A 22,852-nucleotide genomic window follows, 5' to 3' on the forward strand; every position below is an offset into this window, starting at 1 on the left:
CTCATCCAGCCTTCACTTCATCGCATAAGCCAATGACCTGTAAGCATTTCACTAGAACTCAACGGCAAATGCAGACACCATAGCCCTCAACAGCCTCACACCCTGGAGTCCGTCAGCGTGCCGCAACACACCCCCGATCTTCCCCCCGAACTTCGCCCCTTGGCTGAGATGCCTTTGTTCAAGCGCCTGGCCGCCCGGTTCTTTGGCCATGGCCTTACTCGGTTGCGTGCGCAACACCGTGCCTCTTGGCTGCACGGCCAAGCCGACGGTTTTCGCAGCGGCCACAGCGCCGGCGTGGAGTACGGCTATAAGGAAGGCAAACTCGAGGGACTGGAGGAAGGTCGGCAGGTCTTGTTGATTCGCGACTCGCGCTCGACCGAGCATCGACCACCCAACGTCGATGACAATCTGTTCGACGATTGGCGCCTGCCATTGAGTGCTGAGCTGAAGAAGCGCATGAAGGCCGACGTGGCGCGACTGCTGCCCGCGTATGCCCAACCGAGCGCAGCCCAATGGAAGATGATTTTCAGCGACACACCGTCGACCTCGGTGATCGCCGGGGCGGGCGCGGGCAAGTCGACTACCCTGGTGCTGCGAATTCTGCTGCTCAACCACTACCTGGGGTTTGAGCTGAGCTCTATGACCGTGGTGACCTTCACCCGCGAATCGCGCAAGGACTTCATCAATAAACTGATCGAGCTGTTTGCAGTCTGGGGTCGGGGAATCAGCCTTAAAGAAGCGCGCGATCTGGTGCGCACTTTCCATTCGCGCATCCTGCCGATGGTTCGCAGTCTGCCGGGTTTCGAGCGGCTACAAGCCTTCGAAAACCTCAGTCACCGCGTGCAAGGCGGCGACGAAGAGGTCGACAGCAACCCCTTCGACCTTCGCATCAATGACGCCCAGCGTCAGCAACTCAACGCCTGTTATCACAGCCTGCACACCCGCGATGAACGTTTCCGCGAACTGATCAAACCTTTGTCGCGTCATGCCTTGCAGCTCAAAGAGCTGGAGCGTGATCACCCGGACGTGCAGAAACGCATGGCGGTGACTGAACTCGCCGCCAAGCGCGATGAAGAACTGTGCGACACCATCGAGGACTTATGGTTTCGCGCCGGTGCCTGGCCGATCAAGGGCATCGAGACGAATCGTCAGACCTTCGACATCAACGGCTCGACCTTTCATTGCCACGGCTACATTCCGACGCTCGACGCCTGGGTGGTGCTGGGTTTCGATCCCCGGGAAAATCCCCAGGTCAGCCGTCCAAATGCCAAGCTTTCAGTGCGCGCAGAATGGGCGGTAAAGCGCACACTGTTTCAAGCTTTCTGTCGTAAGCCTTTGATATGGCTAGATAGTTATGAGTCTTCAAAACGTGTTTTGGCCTCTCTTGCCGGAGACGCCAGCGCCGGGCCGGGCTTCGATTACAAGGTCAAGGGCGAGCTCGGCTCCGCGCCGTTGTTGGACTGTTTTGTCGCGGCGGCCGGGTTTATTGAAAACCTCGGCCTGGATGTGCCGAATGCCGTGGGCCAGATGAGTTTCGCCAAGGACGACCCGGACCGGTTCTTCTTCGAGGCCTTGAGCCTGTTCTGGCGAGCGCTGGAAGATCATCTGCTGGATCAATCGCCACCGGTGATGACCTATAACCGGATGTTCGCCTTGTTCAGCGAACATTCGCCGGAGAACCTCAAGCTGCTGAGCGATGAGTTGCTCAGGCCAATGTCGCACCTGATGATCGACGAGTTTCAGGACGTGTCACCGCAGATCGTTTCGTGGATTCGCGCCAGCCTGGCGGAGATCCGTAGTCGCGGACCGGCCATGCATGTGGGGCGCGGCGCGCAGCGTTCGTCATTGCTTTGTGTCGGTGATGACTGGCAGTCCATCTATGGCTGGCGCGGCAGTTCGCCGACTTACTTCATGGAGTTCAACAAGGAATTCCCGTCGCCGAGCACGACCAAAGTGATGCTCAGCGACAATTACCGCAGCCATCAGCACATCATCGACGCGGCGGAGCATATTGTCCGCGCGGCACCGGCGATCGCCGGCAAGAAGGCCAAGGCCAGTGGTGAACCCAAGGCGCTGTTGCCAGTGAATGTTCTCGACCGGGATGACCAAGGCTTGTCCCAGCGGCTGATCGAGCACTACAGAAAAGGCGATTCAATCTTGATGCTTTATCGAAAAAGCAGCGATAAGTCATTGATAGAGGAGCATATTCAGTCTGTAGTTAATGTAGATTCTAACTTGCCGTACGACGCTCGACGACTCAAACAACTGACCTATCACAGCGCCAAAGGCCTGCAGGCTGATGCGGTGTTTTTGCTGGGCGATTGCCAGCACCTGACCAGTTCACCCTACAAAAATCAGGTCTATCGCATGGCCGGGCTCGGCAAGGCTGGCGACAGCGAAGCTTACGACAGCGCACAGAAAGACGAGATTCTGCGACTGGCTTACGTGGGCATCACCCGGGCAGTCAGCCATTGCTACTGGTATGTCGATGGCCAGGATACCTCGGCTGCGAACATGCCCAAGGCCTCCGACCGGATCGGCAAAGGCAAGGCGTTCTTCGCGGATCACCGCCAAGGAAAAGTCTCTGCCTGACCCCTGAAGCTGTTCACTGAAAATCTTGAGTCAGAAAAACCTGTGGCGAGCAAGTTCGCTCGCCACAGAGACATTACCGACTGGCTGCGAAAAGTTGCGGGGGGCGCAATCCCGGCCTAAGGTCCAAGGCGAGGCTTTGCTTGCGACTGGCGCGCAATGATTCGCCGCAGGTCGCTGTCCATCCAATGCGGATACATGCAGCGAGGTGACGACATGCCGAACGACTCCCGTCCCGCCGTGCTCGAACTGATCGGCAATACGCCGCTGGTACGCGTCAGCCGCTTCGATACCGGCCCGTGCACACTGTTTCTCAAACTCGAATCGCAGAACCCCGGAGGCTCGATCAAGGATCGCATCGGCCTGGCAATGATCGACGCCGCCGAGCGCGATGGGCGCCTGCGCCCCGGCGGCACCATCGTTGAGGCCACCGCTGGCAATACCGGTCTGGGCCTGGCCCTGGTCGGCCGGGCCAAGGGTTATCGGGTGGTGTTGGTGGTGCCGGACAAGATGTCCACCGAGAAAGTCCTGCACCTCAAGGCGATGGGCGCTGAAGTGCACATCACTCGCTCCGATGTCGGCAAAGGCCATCCCGATTATTACCAGGACGTCGCTGCGCGGTTGGCGCAGGAAATTCCCGACGCCTTCTTCGCCGATCAATTCAACAACCCGGCCAACCCGCTGGCGCACGAGTGCAGTACCGCCCCGGAAATCTGGGCGCAGACTCAGCATGATGTGGATGCCATCGTTGTCGGCGTCGGCTCGGCCGGCACGTTGACGGGGCTGACCCGTTTCTTTCAGCGCGTACAACCGAATCTGGAAATGGTGCTGGCCGACCCGGTCGGCTCGGTGATGGCCGAATACAGCCGCAGCGGCACCTTGGGTACGCCCGGTTCCTGGGCGGTGGAGGGCATTGGCGAAGACTTCATTCCGTCGATTGCCGACCTGTCCAGCGTGCGTAAGGCCTATTCGATCAGCGACGAGGAAAGCTTCGATCATGCCCGCCAATTGCTGCGCGCCGAAGGCATTCTCGGCGGCTCCTCGACCGGCACATTACTGGCGGCGGCACTGCGTTACTGCCGCGAACAAACCGAGCCGAAGCGGGTGGTCAGTTTCGTCTGCGACACCGGCACCCGCTACCTGTCGAAGGTCTATAACGACCAGTGGATGAATGATCAGGGGCTGCTTGCGCGCAAGCGCTACGGTGATTTGCGAGACCTGATCGCGCGGCGCTTCGAGGATGGCCGGGTGGTCAGCGTGGGGCCGGACGACACTTTGCTCACCGCTTTCCAGCGCATGCGCCTGGCGGATGTGTCACAACTGCCGGTGCTGGTGGGCGGGCAGCGGCTGGTCGGCGTAATCGATGAGTCGGACATTCTGCTTGGCGTGCACGAAGACGCTTCGCACTTCCGAATGCCGGTGAGCAGTGCGATGACTGACAAGCTGGAAATCCTGCCGCCCGGCGCCAGTCTGACCGAACTGGAGGCGAAGCTCGACCGTGGATTGGTGGCGATGATCGCCGACGACTCGGGTTTCCATGGACTGATTACCCGCGTCGACATGCTCAATTACCTGCGGAGATCCCTTGCATGAGTCAGCACGATGAAACCGCCAAGCCACGTGCCTTCGCCACCCGTGTGATTCATGCCGGACAGACGCCGGACCCGTCCACCGGGGCGCTGATGCCGCCGATTTACGCCAACTCCACCTATCTGCAACAGAGCCCTGGTGTGCACAAGGGTTTCGACTACGGGCGCTCGCACAATCCGACGCGCTTTGCGCTGGAGCGTTGCGTGGCGGACCTCGAGGGCGGTACTCGGGCCTTCGCCTTCGCTTCCGGGCTGGCGGCGATCGCCAATGTGCTCGAGCTGCTCGATGCTGGCGCCCACATCGTCTCTGGTAATGACTTGTACGGCGGTACATTCCGGCTGTTCGACAAGGTGCGCCAGCGCAGTGCCGGGCATCGTTTCAGCTTCGTCGATCTGACAGACCTGACGGCATTCGAAGCGGCGCTTCAGGATGACACGCGGATGGTCTGGGTCGAGACGCCGAGCAATCCTTTGCTGAGTCTCACTGACCTCGCCGCCGTCGCGCGCACCTGTCGCGAGCGAGGCATCATTTGTGTGGCCGACAACACTTTCGCCAGCCCGTGGATACAGCGTCCGCTGGAGCTTGGTTTCGATATCGTGCTGCACTCGACGACCAAGTACCTGAACGGTCACTCCGACGTGATCGGCGGCATCGCGGTGGTCGGGCAGAACACTGAATTGGCCGAACGCCTGGGTTTCCTGCAGAACGCAGTGGGGGCTATTGCCGGACCGTTCGACGCTTTTCTCACATTGCGCGGGGTGAAGACCCTGGCGCTTCGCATGGAACGTCACTGCAGCAACGCGCTGGAGCTGGCGCAATGGCTGGAGCGTCAGCCACAGGTGGCGCGCGTTTACTATCCGGGCCTGCCGTCACATCCACAGCACGAACTGGCGCGGCGGCAGATGCGCGGATTCGGCGGGATGATTTCCCTCGACCTGAACAGCGACCTGGCTGGCGCCAAGCGTTTCCTCGAGAGTGTGCGGATCTTCGCCCTGGCCGAGAGCCTGGGCGGGGTGGAAAGCCTGATTGAGCACCCGGCGATCATGACCCATGCCAGCATTCCCGCCGAAACTCGCGCGCAGCTGGGCATTGGCGATGCGCTGGTACGTTTGTCAGTGGGGGTCGAGGATGTCGAAGACCTGCGCGCCGATCTGGCACAGGCCCTGATGCAGATCAGTTAAACCCAATCAATGTGGGAGCGGGCTTGCTCGCGAAGAGGGAGTGTCAGTAAACATTAATGTTGCCTGACACACCGCATTCGCGAGCAAGCCCGCTCCCACAGGTTTTGTGAAGCGCCCATCAGGCATAACTCCTGAGAGCCTCCGGCGGAATGAACGCCTCCAGCTCATCTTCCACAGCTTCAATGATTCGTTCTACATCCGCCGCATTCATGACCGTTGCGCAAGGAATGCCGGCAATGGCGATCATGGTTTCGCCACTGGCGCGATCGAACAGCCGCGCAACCATACTGCCCGGTGCATCCATGGTGGCTTCGAAACCCATGGGATGAAAATGCCAGCGCATCAGCTGGCAGGCATTTGGAAAAGTGACTTTGCTGAAGGACCCTTTATTCATGTGTTGCCCACCTTATTCATCGAGCGCTTCCTTTAGCTCATGTTAGGAGGGAAGAACCTTCAATGGCTCAACCGGTGACTGTCTTTAAAAGTAGCATCCAGATGTGAAAATCATGTGGATTTTTTCAGTCCGTTTGGCGATTGGTTGATTTTTTTTTGATGCAGATCACGAGACACGGTTTTTTCGACCCGAGGCCTATATGGCCGGGGGTATTCCTCGGGGGCCAAAGCTTCTTGCGTGCACGCGCGCAAGACAATCTCTGAACCCACGCATTAGGATCGACGCTATCGAAGTTTGAATGGCGGAGTCTTGCATGTCAGCGTGGCGCACGATCAGTTTGTGGATGGACCAACTCGACGAGCCATTGCTGGCGCGCCCGGCGCTGGAGCAGGATCTGGACGTCGACGTGGCCATCATTGGCGCCGGGTACACCGGGCTCTGGACCGCGTACTACCTCAAGCGCCTGGCGCCAGGGCTGAATATTGCCATCGTCGAAGCAAACATCGCGGGTTTTGGTGCGTCGGGCCGTAATGGCGGCTGGTTGATGGGTAATCTACTGGGCGAAGATCGCTTGCTTGCCGATTTACCGGCAGAACAGCGCCGCGCTTCTTTCGACCTGCTGCACGGTATCCCTGACGAAGTAGAGATCGTCATCGAACGAGAAGGCATCGACTGCGATTATCGCAAAGGCGGAGTGCTTTATTGTGCTGCGCGTTATCCAGAGCAGGAAGCCAGCCTGCGCCAGTACCTGGACACGCTCTACCGCCAAGGGCTGACCGACAGCGACTACCGCTGGCTCAGTCCCGAGCAATTGGCGCAACAGATCAGAATTGCCAAACCTTATGGCGGTATCTATGCACCGCACGTTGCGACCATTCACCCGGCAAAGTTGGTCCGAGGTCTGGCACGGGCGGTGGAGCGCATGGGGGTCAACATCTATGAGAACAGCCCGGTTACTCAATGGCAGTCGGGCAGTTTGCGTACAGCCAAGGCTCAGGTTCGTAGCCGCTGGATCGTGCCGGCGGTAGAAGGGTATGCGGCCACATTGCCACCGCTGGACCGTTATCAGTTGCCGGTCCAGAGTTTGCTGGTGGCGACCGAACCGCTGACCGCCGCGACCTGGGACGAAATCGGCCTCAGCCACGGTCAGGCCTTTAGTGAAAGCAGCCGACAGGTCACTTATGGCCAGCGCACGGCGGATAACCGCTTGGTGTTCGGTGCCCGTGGCGGCTATCAATTTGCTGGCAAGTTGCGCCATGACTTCGACTTGACCACCAACGAAATAGAGTTGCGGCGCTACCTGTTCGGCGAACTCTTCCCGCAGCTCAAGAACGTACGAATCACCCATGCCTGGGGCGGCAACCTGGGCATGTCCCGGCGCTTCAAGCCGCACATGCTCTGCGATCAGGCCAGCGGCATCGCCTTGTCTGGCGGTTATGGCGGGGAGGGGGTCGGTGCCAGCAACCTCGGCGGGCGAACCTTGGCCGACCTGATTCTTCAGCGTGACACCGACTTGGTCCGCCAACCGTGGGTCATTCCTCAGGGCGGTCTCGACGCGCTCAAGGCCTGGGAACCCGAGCCCTGCCGCTGGTTGGGCTACAACGCGATCATCCGCAGCTTCGTCCACGAAGACCAGACCCTGGCCAACCCGGCTACCGCGCCCTGGCGTCGCAAACTGGCCAGTCGGGTCGCGGGGTTCATGGAGGGTTTCATGCACTAAACGGCGACGCTCTGAGTTGCCAGCCCGTGCGCAAGACCTGCGTTTTGATTTTTTGATCCTCTGATTGCGCGTTGCGCCCCCCATCGACGGGGGGCGCTTCGCTCAACCGTCCCGAGCCTGAAGCGCAGAGATAGACTTGCCCACCAGTATCGCAACTAACTGATTATTTAATTTATTTGATAGCAATACACTGGCACTTATATTGATAAATCCGGAAAACGAGAACTAGTCTACAGAAAACAACTTACCCATATTTAATATTTAAATATCAGATTGTCGGACAATCCGGCTAAAACCCTTCAACTACAAACTATATTTCGACAGCGCGCGCACTGTTTACTGGAGTTCGCTGGAATAGCTCAATTTGACGTCAAAAAAAATGTAGACGTTTGATTTCGAATTGTGTCAGTTTTTAAACGCCTTCATTGGGCGAGTGATAGGACGATCTCGCCAGAGATTGTCGTATCGGACAAAAACTGTTCCATTGCTAAACAAGGAAGTGTGTTTATGTCGAAAGTAAAAGACAACGCTATTGATCTTGCCGAACAGGCCTTTGCGCCATTGCAAGCGCTGGCTGCACCCAGTTCCGCCTACAACCAGATCGATAGTTTCAGCCATCAGTATGATCGGGGTGGCAATCTCACGGTCAATGGCAAACCCTCCTTCTCCGTCGACGAGGCTGCTACCCAGCTGCTACGTGACGGCGCTGCCTACCAGGACAAGGACGGCAGCGGCAAAATTGAACTCACCTACACGTTCCTGACCTCGGCCTCGTCGAGCACCATGAACAAGCACGGCATCACCGGGTTCAGTCAGTTCAGCGCGCAACAGAAAGCCCAGGCCGCACTCGCTATGCAATCCTGGGCCGACGTGGCCAATGTCACCTTCACCGAGAAGTCTTTTGGCGGCGACGGTCACATGACCTTCGGTAACTACAGTGGCGGTCAGGATGGCGCGGCGGCATTCGCCTACCTGCCAGGCACCGGTCCAGGTTATGACGGTACTTCGTGGTATCTGACGGGCAGTGGCTATAACGTCAACAAGACACCGGACCTGAACAACTACGGTCGTCAAACCCTGACCCATGAAATCGGTCATTCCCTGGGCCTGGCACACCCTGGCGACTACAACGCCGGTGAAGGTGCGCCGACCTACAACGACGCGACTTACGGGGAAGACACCCGCGGCTATAGCCTCATGAGCTACTGGAGTGAAAGCAATACCGACCAGAACTTCAGCAAGGGCGGTGTGGAAGCCTATGCGTCCGGCCCGTTGATGGACGATATCGCTGCCATTCAGAAACTCTACGGTGCCAACACCACCACCCGTACCGGTGATACCACCTACGGCTTCAACTCCAACGCCGGTCGCGACTTCCTGAGTGCGTCTTCGTCGTCGGACAAAGTCGTGTTCTCGGTCTGGGATGCGGGCGGCAAGGACACCCTGGACTTCTCCGGTTTTACCCAAAACCAGAAGATCAACCTCAATGAAGCCTCGTTCTCCGATGTTGGCGGCATGGTGGGCAACGTGTCCATCGCCAAGGGTGTCACCGTCGAGAACGCGATTGGCGGTTCGGGTAGCGACCTGCTGATCGGTAACAGCGTGTCCAACGAGTTGAAGGGCGGTGCCGGCAACGACATCCTCTTCGGCGCGGGCGGTGCGGACAAACTGTGGGGCGGTTCGGGTTCGGACACCTTTGTGTTCGCGGCCAGCAGCGACTCCAAGCCAGGTGCCGTCGACCAGATCCTCGATTTTGTCAGTGGCCTGGACAAGATCGACCTGACCGGCATCACCAACGGCGCAGGACTGCACTTCGTGAATTCGTTCACCGGTGCGGCAGGTGATGCGGTATTGACCACTTCGGGCGGCAATAGCCTGTTGTCAGTGGACTTCTCCGGGCACGGCGTGGCTGACTTCCTGATCAGCACCGTTGGCCAGGCGGCGTTCTCGGACATCGTGGCCTGATTCAAGGCAAAAGGAGGGCGGCGCTTGAGGCGCCGCTCTCTGTCCCTTGAACGGTAGGTGCTATGAGTAAGGCTATAACCATGAGTAAAACGCCCTATGATTCAGAACGCTTTTACCTACAAAGCAACCGCGTGGCTGTTGGCGACGCTGATGATGTTTCTTGGAGATGTAGCCATGGCTCGCAGTCTTAAATTAGCCGACCCGTCGGAACTCGCGGGGAAATGGCAGGCCACCTTGAACGCCGCGCAAGACTCGCCCGAGTCCCAGGCGCTGCAGGACAAACCGTCGAATGTTTGCTCGATCGAGCTCAAATTGAACCAGACCCTGGGTGAGGGGGCCGAGTGCCTCGGTGCCTGGCTGAACGAGTCGGCGATTGGCTGGTTCCCGGAACCGGATGGCATTGCTGTGACCGGTAAAGAAGGCTCGAAAATTGTGTTTTTCAGCCGACAGCATGAGGGGCTTTATAAAAGCACCTTGAAGTCAGGTCTGATCATTACGCTCAAGCGCACTGCGCATTAAGTAAGTAATGCCTGCCTGAATAAAAATTATAAGCAGCACATCAATAGCCGGAACTCTCTGAAGAACTCAAAGGGTTGTTATTGATGTGCAAGCGATAGCCGGCAAAAGAATGTCTCGGCCCATGTGCGGACAGTTAATTGGAACCTCGCCAAGTAAGGCGAGGAATAACACCTCAGGAAAAACCAATGAAGAAGGCGAAGAGCCCGGCCACCGCACCGTTATTCAAGGCACTGGGCGACTATAAAAATATCCTGATCAGCGTTGGATGTTTCACCGCACTGATTAATGTGCTGATGTTGGTCCCGTCGATTTATATGCTTCAGGTCTATGACCGGGTACTGTCTTCGCAAAACGAAACCACACTGGCGATGTTGTCGTTGATGGTGGTCGGGTTTTTCGCTTTTATCGGTCTGCTGGAGATCGTGCGCAGCTTCATTGTCATTCGTATCGGCAGCCAACTGGAGCGCCGTTTCAACCTGCGGGTGTATCAGGCCGCTTTCGAGCGCAACCTGTTCAAGGGCGAGGGCAACGCCGGGCAATCCTTGGGCGACCTGACCCATATTCGCCAATTCGTCACCGGCCCGGCGCTGTTTGCCTTCTTTGATGCGCCGTGGTTTCCGGTCTATCTGTTTGTGATCTTTCTGTTCAACGTCTGGCTCGGTGTATTGGCCACCGCAGGTGCGGTACTGCTGATCGGGCTGGCCTGCCTCAACGAGGCGATGACCAAAAAGCCCTTGGGCGAAGCCGCAGGGTTTTCCCAGAAATCCAGCCAACTGGCCACCAGTCACCTGCATAACGCCGAAACCATCCAGGCCATGGGCATGCTCGGTGTCTTGCGCAAGCGCTGGTTTCAGGTGCACTCGCGTTTTCTCGGCTTGCAGAATCAGGCCAGCGACACTGGCGCGGTCATCAGTTCCCTGAGCAAAACCCTGCGCCTGTGCCTGCAATCCCTGGTGCTGGGGCTGGGCGCCTTGCTGGTGATCAAGGGTGATATGTCCGCCGGGATGATGATCGCCGGTTCGATCCTGATGGGTCGGGTGCTGAGCCCCATCGATCAGTTGATCGCCGTGTGGAAACAGTGGAGCGGCGCCAAGCTTGCTTATCGCCGTCTTGACGCCTTGCTGCAAGCCTATCCACCGACTGAGGAGGCGATGGCGCTGCCGGCGCCGAAAGGTCAGATCACGTTCGAACAAGTCAGCGCCGGACCGCCAGGGCAAAGGGCAGCGACTTTGCACATGGTCAATTTCAACCTGGGCGCCGGGGAAGTGCTGGGCGTGCTCGGGGCTTCCGGCTCCGGTAAATCGACCCTGGCCCGGGTGCTGGTCGGCGCCTGGCCGACGTTGGGCGGCACGGTGCGCCTCGATGGCGCGGACATTCATCGCTGGAACCGCGACGACCTTGGCCCCTATATCGGTTATCTGCCCCAGGACATCGAGCTGTTCAGCGGCAGCATCGCCGAAAACATCGCCCGATTCCGTGAAGCGGATCCGCAAAAAGTGGTCGAAGCCGCGCAACAGGCCGGCGTTCATGAACTGATCCTGCGCATGCCGCAGGGCTACGACACCGTGCTTGGCGAGGACGGCAGCGGCTTGTCCGGTGGCCAGAAGCAACGTGTGGCGCTGGCTCGCGCGCTGTATGGCAACCCGAGTCTGGTGGTGCTGGATGAACCGAACTCCAACCTCGACACCGTCGGCGAAGCGGCACTGGCCGGCGCCATCGCGCACATGAAGGCCCGGGGCACCAGCGTGATTCTGGTTACCCATCGTTCTTCGGCGCTGGCACAGGCCGACAAGTTGCTGGTGCTCAACGAAGGTCGCTTGCAGGCCTTCGGCCCAAGCCAGGAGGTGCTGAAGGCGCTTGCCGGTAATCAGTCAGGCGCTCATGAACAGCCACGTGAAAAAGCCGCGCAAGCACCGGGCGGGCTCAGCATGAGCCGGCAGTATCAGCCCACGACAAGGAATTCGGGTGTATGAGCAGCACACGCATGAACGACGACAGCGAAGCGACGATGGAACACGACTACATCGCCGAACGTCCTGAGCGCGACGCGCGTTTCTTCGCCCGCATGGGCTGGATTCTGGCGATTGTCGGTGCCGGCAGTTTCTTCACCTGGGCGAGCCTCGCGCCGCTCGATCAAGGCATTCCGGTGCAGGGCACCGTGGTGGTCTCGGGCAAGCGCAAAGCCGTGCAATCGATGAGCAGCGGTGTGGTCAGCCAGATTCTGGTGCTCGAAGGCCAAGTGGTGAAGCAGGGCCAGCCGTTGTTTCGCCTGGACCAGACCCAGGTCGCGGCCGACGTGCAATCGCTGCAAGCGCAATACCGCATGGCGTGGGCCAGCCTGGCGCGCTGGCAGAGTGAACGGGACAACCTCAAGCAGGTGAATTTCCCCGCCGAGCTGAGCAACGATCCTGACCCGCGTCTGGCCTTGGTACTCGAAGGCCAACGGCAATTGTTCAGCAGCCGTCGCGAAGCGTTTTTTCGCGAGCAAGCCGCCCTGCGCGCCAACATCGAAGGCGCCAGCGCGCAACTGGCCGGCATGCGCCGCGCGCGCACTGACCTGACGGCCCAGGCCAGTTCCCTGCAACAACAGTTGAGCAATCTTCAGCCCTTGGCGGACAACGGCTACATTCCGCGCAACCGCTTGATGGATTACCAGCGTCAGTTGTCGCAAGTGCAACAACAGCTGGCCGAGAACACCGGCGAAAGCGGCCGCGTGGAGCAGGGCATCCTTGAATCCCGCCTGAAACTGCAACAGCACAGCGAGGAATACCAGAAGGAAGTCCGCAGCCAACTGGCCGATGCGCAGCTCAAAAGCGTGACCCTGGAAGAGCAATTGACCTCCGCCGGTTTCGACCTGCAACACAGCGAAATCATCGCCACCGCCGACGGCATCGCCGTCAACCTTGGGGTTCACACCGAAGGCGCCGTAGTTCGTCAGGGCGACACGCTGCTGGAGATCGTCCCGCAAGGTACCCGCCTTGAAGTGGAAGGGCACTTGCCGATCAACCTGATCGACAAGGTCGGCACACACTTGCCGGTGGACATTCTGTTTACCGCATTCAACCAGAGCCGTACCCCGCGAGTCCCCGGCGAAGTCAGCCTGATCTCCGCCGACCAGATGGTCGATGAAAAAACCGGTGTGCCGTACTACGTGCTGCGCAGCAGCGTCAGTGACCAGGCCATGGAAAAACTCAACGGTCTGGTGATCAAACCGGGCATGCCGGCAGAAATGTTCGTGCGTACCGGTGAACGTTCACTCCTCAACTATTTGTTCAAACCGCTGCTCGACCGGGCAGGCTCCGCGTTGACCGAGGAATAAGGATGTTCGGCTGTATGAATAAGCTTTCCCTGCTCGCAGCGACCGTGGCGTTGCTGACGTGCAACAGCGCGATGGCCATGGGGCCGTTCGACATCTATGAGCAAGCCTTACGCAATGATCCGGTGTTCCTCGGCGCCATCAAGGAGCGCGATGCAGGCCTTGAAAACCGCGCCATCGGCCGCGCCGGGCTGCTGCCCAGGATCGGTTACAACTACAACAAGGGGCGTAACACCTCCAAGGTCACTCAAATTAATGAGGGAAGACCAGACTTCACCGAGGACCGCAACTACAGCAGTTACGGTTCGACCTTGACCCTGCAACAGCCGCTGCTCGATTACGAGGCTTATGCGGCGTACCGCAAAGGCGTGGCGCAATCGCTGTTCGCTGACGAAAACTATCGTGGCAAGAGCCAGGAACTGCTGGTTCGTGTGCTGGAGAATTACACCAAGGCGCTGTTCGCTCAGGACCAGATCGACATCGCGCGGGCCAAGAAAAAAGCCTTCGAACAGCAGTTTCAGCAGAACGAGCAGATGTTCCGCCAAGGGGAGGGCACGCGCACCGATATCCTCGAAGCCGAGTCACGTTACGAACTGGCGACCGCCGAGGAGATCGAGGCGCGCGATGAACAGGATGCGTCCTTGCGGGAGCTGGGCGCACTGATTGGCGTGCCGGCCATTGACATAGGCGACCTGACGCCGCTGGATCAGAACTTCCAGACCTTCACCCTGCAACCGGCCAATTACGACACCTGGCACGAGATGGCGGTGGCCAATAACCCGAAACTCGCCTCCCAACGCCAGGCGGTGGAAGTGGCGCGTTACGAAGTCGAACGCAACCGCGCCGGCCACTTGCCAAAAGTCAGTGCCTACGCCTCGGTGCGCCAGAACGAATCGGAAAGCGGCAACACCTACAACCAGCGCTACGACACCAACACCATCGGCATTGAAGTCAATGTGCCGCTGTATGCCGGCGGCGGGGTCTCGGCCTCGACCCGGCAAGCCAGCCGAACCATGGAACAGGCCGAGTACGACCTGGACGGCAAGACCCGGGAAACCTTGATTCAGTTGCGCCGTCAGTTCAGCGCCTGCTTGTCGGGGGTCAATAAATTGCGGGCTTATCAGAAGGCATTGGTGTCGGCCGAAGCGCTGGTGGTTTCAACCAAGCAAAGCATTTTGGGCGGCGAACGGGTCAACCTCGATGCGCTGAATGCCGAACAACAACTGTTTACCACCCGCCGGGATCTGGCTCAGGCGCGGTACGACTATTTGATGGCCTGGACCAAGTTGCACTACTACGCCGGGACCTTGAGCGAGCAGGACCTGGCCAAGGTGGATGAGGCCTTCGGTCAAGGCCGGCCAACGAAGACCCAGTAACCCCTGTGGCGAGGGGGCTTGCCCCCGTTGGACGGCGAAGCCGTCGTGAAGCACGCGGCGCGATGTATCTGAAGTTGTGCATTGCATTGTTTGGCGCCGCTTCGCGGCCCAACGGGGGCAAGCCCCCTCGCCACACCGTCCCCGAACCGGGGGACTACAACTCTAAAAACGCCAAAAAGCGAGAGTCATGAACATGGATGTACAAATCAAGCCGATGTCGGTCGGCACGCTATTGCTCCTGATTGCAGCAGTGCCAGGCCCAGCCCAGGCGCTTTACCTGGAAACCGGCACTCTAGGCGATCCCGCCAGTTGGCGCTCGACGGAGTTCCAGCGCGATTGGGGCCTGGCGCGCATGCAGGCCGATCAAGCCTATGCCGCCGGCATCACTGGCAAGGGCGTGAAAATCGGCGCACTGGATTCCGGTTTCGATTCCAGCCATCCCGAATTTGCCGCCGAGCGTTATCACGCAGTGACCGCCAGTGGCAGCTATGTCGACGGCTCAGCATTCAACGTCGACGGCACGCTCAACACCAACAACGACTCTCACGGCACCCACGTCACTGGCACCATGGGCGCTTCCCGGGATGGCACTGGCATGCACGGCGTGGCGTACAACGCGCAAATCTATGTCGGCAACACCAACAAGAACGACAGTTTCCTGTTCGGCCCCAGCCCCGACCCGCGCTACTTCACAGCGGTCTATAACGCCTTGGCGGATGCCGGTGTCCGTGCGATCAACAACAGCTGGGGCAGCCAGCCGCCGGACGTCAGCTACCGAACCCTCGACGACCTGCACGCCGCCTACGCCCAGCACTGGAACAAAGGCACCTGGCTCGATGCCGCCGCCGACGTTTCGCGCCGCGGCGTGATCAATGTGTTCAGCGCCGGCAACAGCGGTTACCCGAATGCCAGCGTGCGTTCGGCCTTGCCGTACTTTCAGCCGGACCTCGAAGGCCACTGGCTGGCAGTGTCGGGGCTGGATCAAAGCAATCAGCAGAAATACAACCAGTGCGGGATCGCCAAGTATTGGTGCATCACCACACCGGGCGCGAAGATCGACAGCACCATTCCCGGCGGCGGTTACGCGATCAAGTCCGGCACTTCCATGGCCGCGCCGCATGCCACCGGGGCGCTGGCGCTGGTGATGGAACGCTATCCGTATATGAACAATCAGCAGGCGCTTGAGGTGCTGCTGACCACCGCAACGCAGCTCGACGGTTCGGTCACCGACGCACCGAGTACGCGCATCGGTTGGGGCGTGGCCAACCTTGAGCGGGCGATGCGCGGGCCAGGGCAATTGCTCGGGTCGTTTGACGCCAATCTGGGGGCAGGGCAAAGCGATGTCTGGAGCAATGACATTTCGGACAAGGCGCTGATTCAGCGTCAGGCCGAAGACGCCGCCGAACGCAGTGCCTGGCAACAGACGTTGAAGGACAAGGGCTGGGAGAGCGGCGTTCCGGTTGGCGCCAGTCAGCAGGACCAGACCGATTATGCGGTGGGCACAGCTCGCGATTCCGTCGCCGCCAATCGAGTCTACGAAGGCAGCCTGATCAAGTCCGGTGCCGGGCGGTTGATGCTCACTGGCGACAACACTTATCGCGGCCCGACTACGGTCAATGGCGGGTTGCTGGCGGTGAACGGCTCGCTGACGTCGGCGGTCACCGTCAATGACAGTGGCACCCTCGGCGGTAACGGACGAATCGCTGCGGTGACCGCCAACCCCGGCGGCACCGTGGCGCCCGGTAACTCCATCGGTACGTTGCAAGTCAGCGGCGATGTGACGTTCGCGCCGGGTTCGACTTATGCCGTCGAACTGTCACCCACCAGCAGTGACCAGATTATTGCGGGCGGTACGGCCACGATCAGCGGCGCCACCGTGAGCCTGTCCCTGGAAAACAGCCCGACCTTGCTCAGCACCCAACAAGTGCAAAGCCTGCTGGGCAATCAGTACAACATCTTGCAAGCGGCGGGCGGGATTCAAGGCCAGTTCGGCGCGGTGCTGCCCAACTACGTGTTCATCGGCGGCAGCCTCGATTACGCCGCGACCGGCATTCAGCTCAGCGTGGAGCGTAACGCCACAACCTTCGCCAGCGTCGGGCAAACGCCGAATCAGCGTGCCGTCGCGGCCGCAGCGGAAGGGCTTGGAGCGGGTAACGCAGTCTACGAAAGCCTGCTGCTGTCGCCGACCGCCAGTTCAGCGCAACAGGCCTTCCAGCAGTTGTCGGGGGAAATTTACCCGGCGCTGGGCTCGGTGCTGATCAACGACAGCCGTTATCTGCGCGATGCGGTCGGTGAACGTCTCAACGAAGCCAATAGCTCACGAAGCAACGGCTGGATCAAGGCATTGGGCGCTTGGGGCAAGACCGATGACAGCCACGATACCGCCGGCTACACCACCTCAATTGGCGGTTTGCTGGCCGGTGTCGATGGTGCGGTGGATGACCAAACCCGTGTAGGTCTGGTCGCCGGTTATAGCGACAGCTCGGTCAGCATGGGCTCCGGAACTCACTCATCAGCGCAGGTCGACAGTTATCACCTGGGCGCCTATGCCGGCCACGAAATGGGCGCCTGGCGTCTGAGTGCCGGTGGTGCCTACAGCTGGCATCGGGCCGACATCAAACGTGACCTGCAATACGGTGACGTCAGCGCCAAACAGAAAGCCAAAGTCGATGCCGGGACCACCCAGGTGTTCGGCGAAGCGGCCTATCGCTTGAACCTGCAAGCAATGGCCTTGGAGCCATTCGCCAACCTGGCTTACGTGCACCTCGACACCGAGGGCTTCACCGAAAAAGGTGACGCCGCCGCACTCAAAAGCCGCGGCGACCGGCGCGACGCGGTACTCAGCACCTTAGGCATGCGAGCTCTGAAAACCCTGAAGCTGTCCGGCCAGCAACAACTGGACCTGAGCGGCAGCCTCGGCTGGCAGCACAACCTGAGCAACACCGATTCCGAGGAACACCTGGCGTTTGCCAGCGGTGGCACTCCGTTCGTGGTGGAAAGCTCGCCGCTGGTTCGCGATGCGGCGCTGGTGGGCGCCCATGCCAGCCTGGCCTTGAGCCGGGATATTCGGTTGAACCTCGATTACACCGGCCAACTGGCCCGCAGCGAGAAAAGCCACGGCGTCGGGCTGAGTCTCAATTGGCAGTTTTAATGCGGTAAACACCGATTGTGGGTGAGGGGGCTTGGCGCGATCCATGTGGGAGCGGGCTTGCTCGCGAAGGCGGCGGAACAGTCAACATTGATATCGCCTGACACATCGCTTTCGCGAGCAAGCCCGCTCCCACAGGTTCCGCGCCTTCACTCAGAGGAATTGGCCCCCCCCCCTGGCCACAAGGATTTTGGCAACACAACTAAGGACGGTAGCTCGATGATGAATAACAAGTACAACAACCTTGCCTTGCTCTGCGCATTGGCCACCCTGGGCACCGCACACGCGGCGCCCTACGTGGAAAACGGCAGAACAGGCGATCCCGATAGCTGGCGCAGCACGGAGTTCAACGCCGATTGGGGCCTGGGGGCGATCAATGCTCAGGAGGCCTATGCCGCCGGTTACACCGGCAAAGGGGTGAAACTGGGGATCTTCGACCAACCGGTTTACGCCTTGCACCCGGAATTTTCCGGGGCCAATAAGGTGATCACGCTGGTCACCAGTGGCATCCGCGAATACACCGACCCGTACATTCCGGTCAAAGCCGGGGACGCCTTTCTCTATGACGGTTCGCCCTCGGTGGGCTCCAACGGCAAACTCGGTGCCCACGGCACCCACGTTGGCGGGATCGCCGCGGGCAGTCGCGATGGCGGGCCGATGCACGGCGTCGCCTTTGGTGCGCAAATCATCAGCGCCGACAACGGCGACCCGGGCCCGGAAGACGGGATCATTCGCGGTAACGACGGCGCGGTATACAAGGCCGGGCGGGACGCGCTGATCGCCAGCGGCGCGCGGATCATCAACAACAGCTGGGGCATCGGCATCACCGACCGCTTCGACTTGGGTGGTCGGGACCCGGCGTATCCGCACTTCACCGTGCAGGACGCGCAACTGCAGTTCAATGAGATCCAGACCTTGCTGGGGACCAAACCCGGCGGTGCCTACGACGGCGCCATCGCGGCGGCCCGCAGCGGCATCGTGACGATCTTCGCCGCCGGCAACGACTACAACCTCAACAATCCGGACGCCATCGCCGGCCTCGGTTACTTCATCCCGGAGATCGCGCCGAACTGGATGACCGTCGCCGCGTTGCAGAATAACCCGGACACCAGCAGCCCCGATCCTTACAACATCAGCACCTTCTCGTCGCGTTGCGGCTACACCGCGAGCTTCTGCGTGTCGGCACCGGGCAGCCGGATCTACAGCTCGATCATCAGCGGCACCAATGCCGATGACCTGACCACCGGCTACGCCAATTACAACGGCACCTCCATGGCGGCGCCGCACGTTGCAGGCTCGATGGCGGTGTTGATGGAACGCTTCCCGTACATGACCGGCGCGCAAGTCGCCAGTGTGCTGCGAACCACCGCCACCGACCTCGGCGCACCCGGCGTCGACTCGCTGTACGGCTGGGGCATGATCAACCTGCGCAAAGGCATCGATGGCCCGGCCATGTTCGTGACCGAGCAGGACATTCCCGAGGAATTTCGCATCGAAGGCGCCTACGGCTCCAGCCAGTTTGTCGCGGACTTGCCGGGTATCGGCGCGATCATCGATGCCGGCAAACCCACCGAGCGTGTGTGCAATGACGTGCACTGCGGGCTCGACGTCTGGCGCAACGACATTTCCGGCCATGGCGGCTTGACCAAGCAGGGCATCGGCACGCTGGTGCTGACCGGCGCCAACACCTACGCTGGCCCGACCCTGGTCAATCAGGGCCGATTGGCGATCAATGGTTCGCTGCTGTCGGCTGTCACCGTCAATAACAGCGGGATCCTCGGCGGTAACGGCAGCATCGCGGCGCTGACCGCGAAAAGCGGCGGTACCGTGGCGCCCGGCAATTCCATCGGCACCCTGCAGGTGGCGGGCGACGTGGTTTTCGAACCTGGCTCGACCTATGCCGTAGAGCTGTCGCCCACCAGCAGCGACCAGATCATCGCCGACGGCAAGGCGATCATCGAGGGCGCAACCGTCAGCCTGTCTCTGGAAAACAGCCCGACATTGCTGACCACCAGTGAAGCGAAATCCCTGCTCGGCAATCAGTACAACATCCTGCAAGCGGCCGGCGGAATCGAAGGGCGCTTTGGTGCGGTGGTGCCGGATTACCTGTTCCTCGGCGGCACCCTCGACTACTCGGCTAATGGCATTCAACTGGCAGTGGTGCGCAACGCGACGTCCTTCACCAGCGTGGGCCAAACCCCGAACCAACGCGCCGTGGCCGCTGCCGCCGAGCAATTGGGCGCAGGCAATCCGCTCTACGAAACCCTGCTGCTGTCGCCGACCGCTGCTGTCGCGCAACAAGCGTTCCAGCAACTCTCCGGTGAGATTCATCCGGCAATCGGCACGCTGCTGATCAACGACAGCCGTTACCTGCGCGATGCAGTCGGCGAGCGTCTGCGTGAGCACGATCTGTTCGACGCCGGGGCACCCACCGATGACCGCAGCAACGCCTGGCTCAAAGTGCTCGGCGCCTGGGGCAAGAGCGATGGCGGGGATGACAACGCCAGTTCCAACAGCTCCATCGGCGGGCTGCTGGCCGGTGTCGATGGCTTGATCACTGAAGATACGCGACTGGGTTTCGTCACCGGTTATAGCGACAGCTCGTTGAGCATGGGCGATGGCACGCACTCGTCGGCATCGGTCGACAGCTACCACTTGGGTGCCTACCTGGGCCATGAAATCGACGCGCTGCGCCTGAGCGTCGGTGGCGCTTACAGCTGGCATCGCATCGACGTCAAACGTGACCTGCAATTTAACGGCGTCAGCGGCAAGCAGAAATCCAAACGCGATGCGACCTCCGCGCAACTGTTCACCGAAGCGGCGTATCGCCTGGACCTGCAACCGATCGCTCTGGAGCCATTCATTAACTTGGCCTACGTGCACTTGAACACTGAAAGCTTCAGCGAAAAAGGTGATGCCGCCGCACTCAAGGGCGGTGAAAACAACCGCGACGTGGTGCTTTCGACCCTTGGCTTGCGAGCGAGCAAAGCCATTGCCCTGTCCGACCAGCAACAGCTGGAACTGTCCGGCACGCTCGGCTGGCAGCACAACCTGAGCAACACCCGTTCCGAAGACCACCTGGCCTTCGTCAACGGCAACACCGCGTTCAGCGTGCAAAGCGTGTCCATGGACCGCGATGCCGCGGTGGTCGGTGCCCGTGCGGGATTGGCGCTGGGCCGCGATACTCGTTTGAACCTGGATTACAACGGGCTGCTCGGCTCCCGGGAAAAAGACCACGGTGTGGGCCTGACCCTGGACTGGCAGTTCTGATTTGACGCTAAGGAAGCAAGAACATGGGACTGTTTGATTACAAAAAAGCCGGCAGTGAGGCCGGCAAGGCGCTGTACTCCGACGCGATCGCGCTGACGCTCTACGCGTACACGCCGACCGGCCAGCCACTGCCGGCGACCGCTTGGGCGCCGATTGGCGCGGCAGCGTTGGGCTACCAGGGCAACGTCGGCGCTCAAGGCACCTTCTATGGTGAGAAGGACGGCTTCACCAGCGCCGAAGCCGAAATCCTCGGTAAATACGACGGGGCAGGGAAGCTGATCGGCATCGGTATCGCCTTCCGTGGCACTGGTGGCCTGGGCTACAGCGACACTTTCGGCGACATGAAAAACAATCTGCTGGCCGCGGTCGGCCCGGTGGATTACGCGACGAACTACGCGAAAAACGCCTTCGACACTTTGCTCAAGGACGTCGCCGCGTTCGCCATCACCCACGGCCTGAGTGCCAAAGACGTACTGGTCAGCGGGCATAGCCTCGGCGGGTTAGGGGTCAACAGCCTGGCGGAGTTGAGCGGCAATAACTGGGGCGGTTTCTTCAAGGACGCCAACTACATTGCCTTCGCCTCGCCGACCCAAAGCGCCACCGGCAACAACGTGCTGAACATCGGCTACGAGAACGACCCGGTGTTTCGAGTGCTCGACGGCACCACCTTCAGCAGTGGCTCGCTGGGCAAGCACGACGGTCATCAGGATTCGGCGACCAACAACATCGTCAACTTCAATGACCAGTACGCTTCCACTGCGCAAAACCTGGTGCCGTTCAGCATCCTCAATCCGCTGAACTGGTCGGCCCATGGTTCGTTGGGTTATGCCGACGGCTTGAACCGGGTGATCGACTCACGCTTCTACGACCTCACCGACAAAGACTCGACGCTGATCGTGTCCAACCTGTCGGAAGCGTCCCGAGGCACCACTTGGGTCGAGGACCTGGGCCGCAGCGGTGAGCCCCACACCGGCAGCACGTTCATCATTGGCACCGACAGCAATGACTTGCTCAAGGGCGGCACGGGCAATGACTTCATCGAAGGCCGTGACGGTAACGACCGGTTCCGCGATGACGGCGGCTACAACCTGCTGCTGGGTGGCAAGGGCAGCAACACCTTCGAGCTGCAGAAACCGTTGCAGAACTTCAGCGTTGCCAATGACGGCGACGGCACGCTGTATGTGCGCGACGCCTACGGCGGCATCAGCCTGACCCGCGACATCGGCGCGCTGGTGAGCAAGGAATCGGGCGCGTGGTGGGGCAGCAAGGACGTCACCTACAACGTCACCGCCAATGGCTTACTCAATGGCAGTGAACTGACCCACTACAACCATTCGCTCAATGGCAATGTTTACGGCAACACGCTGGTGGCCAGTGTCGACGGTGACTGGCTGTTCGGCAATGCCGGCGACGACCTGCTGCGCAGCGACAAAAGTCAGGTGACCTTCGTCGGTGGCGCGGGCAATGACGTGATGCATGCCTCGGGGAGCGGCAACAACACTTTCCTGTTCAGCGGCGCCTTCGGCTTCGACGCGATCAATGGCTACCAGGGCAGCGACAAACTGGTGTTCATGGGCGTCCAGGGCGCGGGGCAGGGCTATGACTACGCGCAGCATGCGACCCAGACCGGCAACGACACTGTGCTCAAGATTGGCGATTACGCCGTAACGCTGGTGGGCGTGGGTCTGGATAATCTCTCGGCTTCGGGAATTACGTTTGCGTAAAAGCTGCATGCACTAGAGGCTCCGGGGCGCCTCGTGATTGAGACGTCCTGGCTGTGAGCT

Annotated in this window: 13 protein-coding genes; 12 read left to right on the forward strand and 1 reads right to left on the reverse strand. The window is 60.2% G+C overall.

The features are described from left to right. Nucleotides 1-117: 117 nt before the first annotated feature. From AB7M29_RS17970 to AB7M29_RS17980, 3 genes are all read left to right on the forward strand, one after another. Nucleotides 118-2,592 carry a UvrD-helicase domain-containing protein gene (locus AB7M29_RS17970; RefSeq protein ID WP_454247435.1) on the forward strand — a complete coding sequence of 825 codons (2,475 nt, stop codon included), beginning with the start codon at nt 118-120 and terminating at the stop codon, nt 2,590-2,592. Between the two features lie 213 nt (nt 2,593-2,805). After that, nucleotides 2,806-4,182: a pyridoxal-phosphate dependent enzyme gene (locus tag AB7M29_RS17975; RefSeq protein WP_454247436.1), complete on the forward strand. Its 1,377-nt coding sequence runs from the start codon at nt 2,806-2,808 to the stop codon at nt 4,180-4,182. After that, complete coding sequence (locus tag AB7M29_RS17980) at nt 4,179-5,360, forward strand: cystathionine gamma-synthase (RefSeq protein WP_454247437.1); 1,182 nt, start codon at nt 4,179-4,181, stop codon at nt 5,358-5,360. Before AB7M29_RS17975 ends, AB7M29_RS17980 begins: the two co-directional genes overlap by 4 nt. A 118-nt stretch (nt 5,361-5,478) precedes the next feature. Here AB7M29_RS17980 and AB7M29_RS17985 read toward each other — a convergent pair whose 3' ends face one another. After that, nucleotides 5,479-5,754, reverse strand: a complete 276-nt coding sequence (locus AB7M29_RS17985) for a DUF1652 domain-containing protein (protein ID WP_007896200.1) — start codon at nt 5,752-5,754, stop codon at nt 5,479-5,481. Between the two features lie 313 nt (nt 5,755-6,067). Between AB7M29_RS17985 and AB7M29_RS17990 the strand changes: the two genes are divergently transcribed. The 9 genes from AB7M29_RS17990 (at nt 6,068) to AB7M29_RS18030 (ending at nt 22,792) form a co-directional block, all read left to right on the forward strand. Next, complete coding sequence (locus AB7M29_RS17990) at nt 6,068-7,474, forward strand: NAD(P)/FAD-dependent oxidoreductase (RefSeq protein ID WP_454247438.1); 1,407 nt, start codon at nt 6,068-6,070, stop codon at nt 7,472-7,474. Nucleotides 7,475-7,981: 507 nt separating this feature from the next. After that, a complete protein-coding gene (locus tag AB7M29_RS17995; protein ID WP_454247439.1) occupies nt 7,982-9,439 on the forward strand; it encodes a serralysin family metalloprotease in 1,458 nt (485 codons plus the stop codon). A gap of 96 nt (nt 9,440-9,535) precedes the next feature. After that, nucleotides 9,536-9,958, forward strand: coding sequence for an AprI/Inh family metalloprotease inhibitor (locus AB7M29_RS18000; RefSeq protein ID WP_217854860.1), 423 nt, complete (start codon nt 9,536-9,538; stop codon nt 9,956-9,958). A 185-nt stretch (nt 9,959-10,143) separates the two neighbouring features. Next, a complete protein-coding gene (locus tag AB7M29_RS18005) occupies nt 10,144-11,931 on the forward strand; it encodes a type I secretion system permease/ATPase (protein ID WP_454247440.1) in 1,788 nt (595 codons plus the stop codon). Next, entirely contained in the window at nt 11,928-13,277 is a 1,350-nt protein-coding gene (locus tag AB7M29_RS18010) for an HlyD family type I secretion periplasmic adaptor subunit (RefSeq protein WP_217854862.1), read from the forward strand. The genes AB7M29_RS18005 and AB7M29_RS18010 overlap by 4 nt, the downstream gene beginning before the upstream one ends. Before the next feature lie 2 nt (nt 13,278-13,279). After that, nucleotides 13,280-14,650 carry a TolC family outer membrane protein gene (locus AB7M29_RS18015; RefSeq protein WP_454247441.1) on the forward strand — a complete coding sequence of 457 codons (1,371 nt, stop codon included), beginning with the start codon at nt 13,280-13,282 and terminating at the stop codon, nt 14,648-14,650. Between the two features lie 193 nt (nt 14,651-14,843). Next, complete coding sequence (gene eprS / locus AB7M29_RS18020) at nt 14,844-17,801, forward strand: autotransporter serine peptidase EprS (RefSeq protein WP_454247442.1); 2,958 nt, start codon at nt 14,844-14,846, stop codon at nt 17,799-17,801. A 219-nt stretch (nt 17,802-18,020) separates the two neighbouring features. Continuing rightward, the gene (locus AB7M29_RS18025) at nt 18,021-21,068 is read left to right on the forward strand and encodes an autotransporter domain-containing protein (protein WP_454248724.1); all 3,048 of its coding nucleotides are present in this window, start codon (nt 18,021-18,023) and stop codon (nt 21,066-21,068) included. A 23-nt stretch (nt 21,069-21,091) separates the two neighbouring features. Beyond that, the gene (locus AB7M29_RS18030; protein WP_454247443.1) at nt 21,092-22,792 is read left to right on the forward strand and encodes a polyurethane esterase; all 1,701 of its coding nucleotides are present in this window, start codon (nt 21,092-21,094) and stop codon (nt 22,790-22,792) included. Nucleotides 22,793-22,852: the final 60 nt, after the last annotated feature.

This window comes from Pseudomonas sp. F-14 TE3623 (assembly GCF_053629015.1).

Bases quoted from the DNA above. Each gene is read 5' to 3' on its own strand.
- AB7M29_RS17975 (WP_454247436.1), top strand. From the start codon at position 2,806: ATGCCGAACGACTCCCGTCCCGCCGTGCTCGAACTGATCGGCAATACG.
- AB7M29_RS17980 (WP_454247437.1), top strand. From the start codon at position 4,179: ATGAGTCAGCACGATGAAACCGCCAAGCCACGTGCCTTCGCCACCCGT.
- AB7M29_RS17985 (WP_007896200.1), bottom strand. From the start codon at position 5,754: ATGAATAAAGGGTCCTTCAGCAAAGTCACTTTTCCAAATGCCTGCCAG.
- AB7M29_RS17990 (WP_454247438.1), top strand. From the start codon at position 6,068: ATGTCAGCGTGGCGCACGATCAGTTTGTGGATGGACCAACTCGACGAG.
- AB7M29_RS17995 (WP_454247439.1), top strand. From the start codon at position 7,982: ATGTCGAAAGTAAAAGACAACGCTATTGATCTTGCCGAACAGGCCTTT.
- AB7M29_RS18000 (WP_217854860.1), top strand. From the start codon at position 9,536: ATGATTCAGAACGCTTTTACCTACAAAGCAACCGCGTGGCTGTTGGCG.
- AB7M29_RS18005 (WP_454247440.1), top strand. From the start codon at position 10,144: ATGAAGAAGGCGAAGAGCCCGGCCACCGCACCGTTATTCAAGGCACTG.
- AB7M29_RS18010 (WP_217854862.1), top strand. From the start codon at position 11,928: ATGAGCAGCACACGCATGAACGACGACAGCGAAGCGACGATGGAACAC.
- AB7M29_RS18015 (WP_454247441.1), top strand. From the start codon at position 13,280: ATGTTCGGCTGTATGAATAAGCTTTCCCTGCTCGCAGCGACCGTGGCG.
- eprS (WP_454247442.1), top strand. From the start codon at position 14,844: ATGGATGTACAAATCAAGCCGATGTCGGTCGGCACGCTATTGCTCCTG.
- AB7M29_RS18025 (WP_454248724.1), top strand. From the start codon at position 18,021: ATGAATAACAAGTACAACAACCTTGCCTTGCTCTGCGCATTGGCCACC.
- AB7M29_RS18030 (WP_454247443.1), top strand. From the start codon at position 21,092: ATGGGACTGTTTGATTACAAAAAAGCCGGCAGTGAGGCCGGCAAGGCG.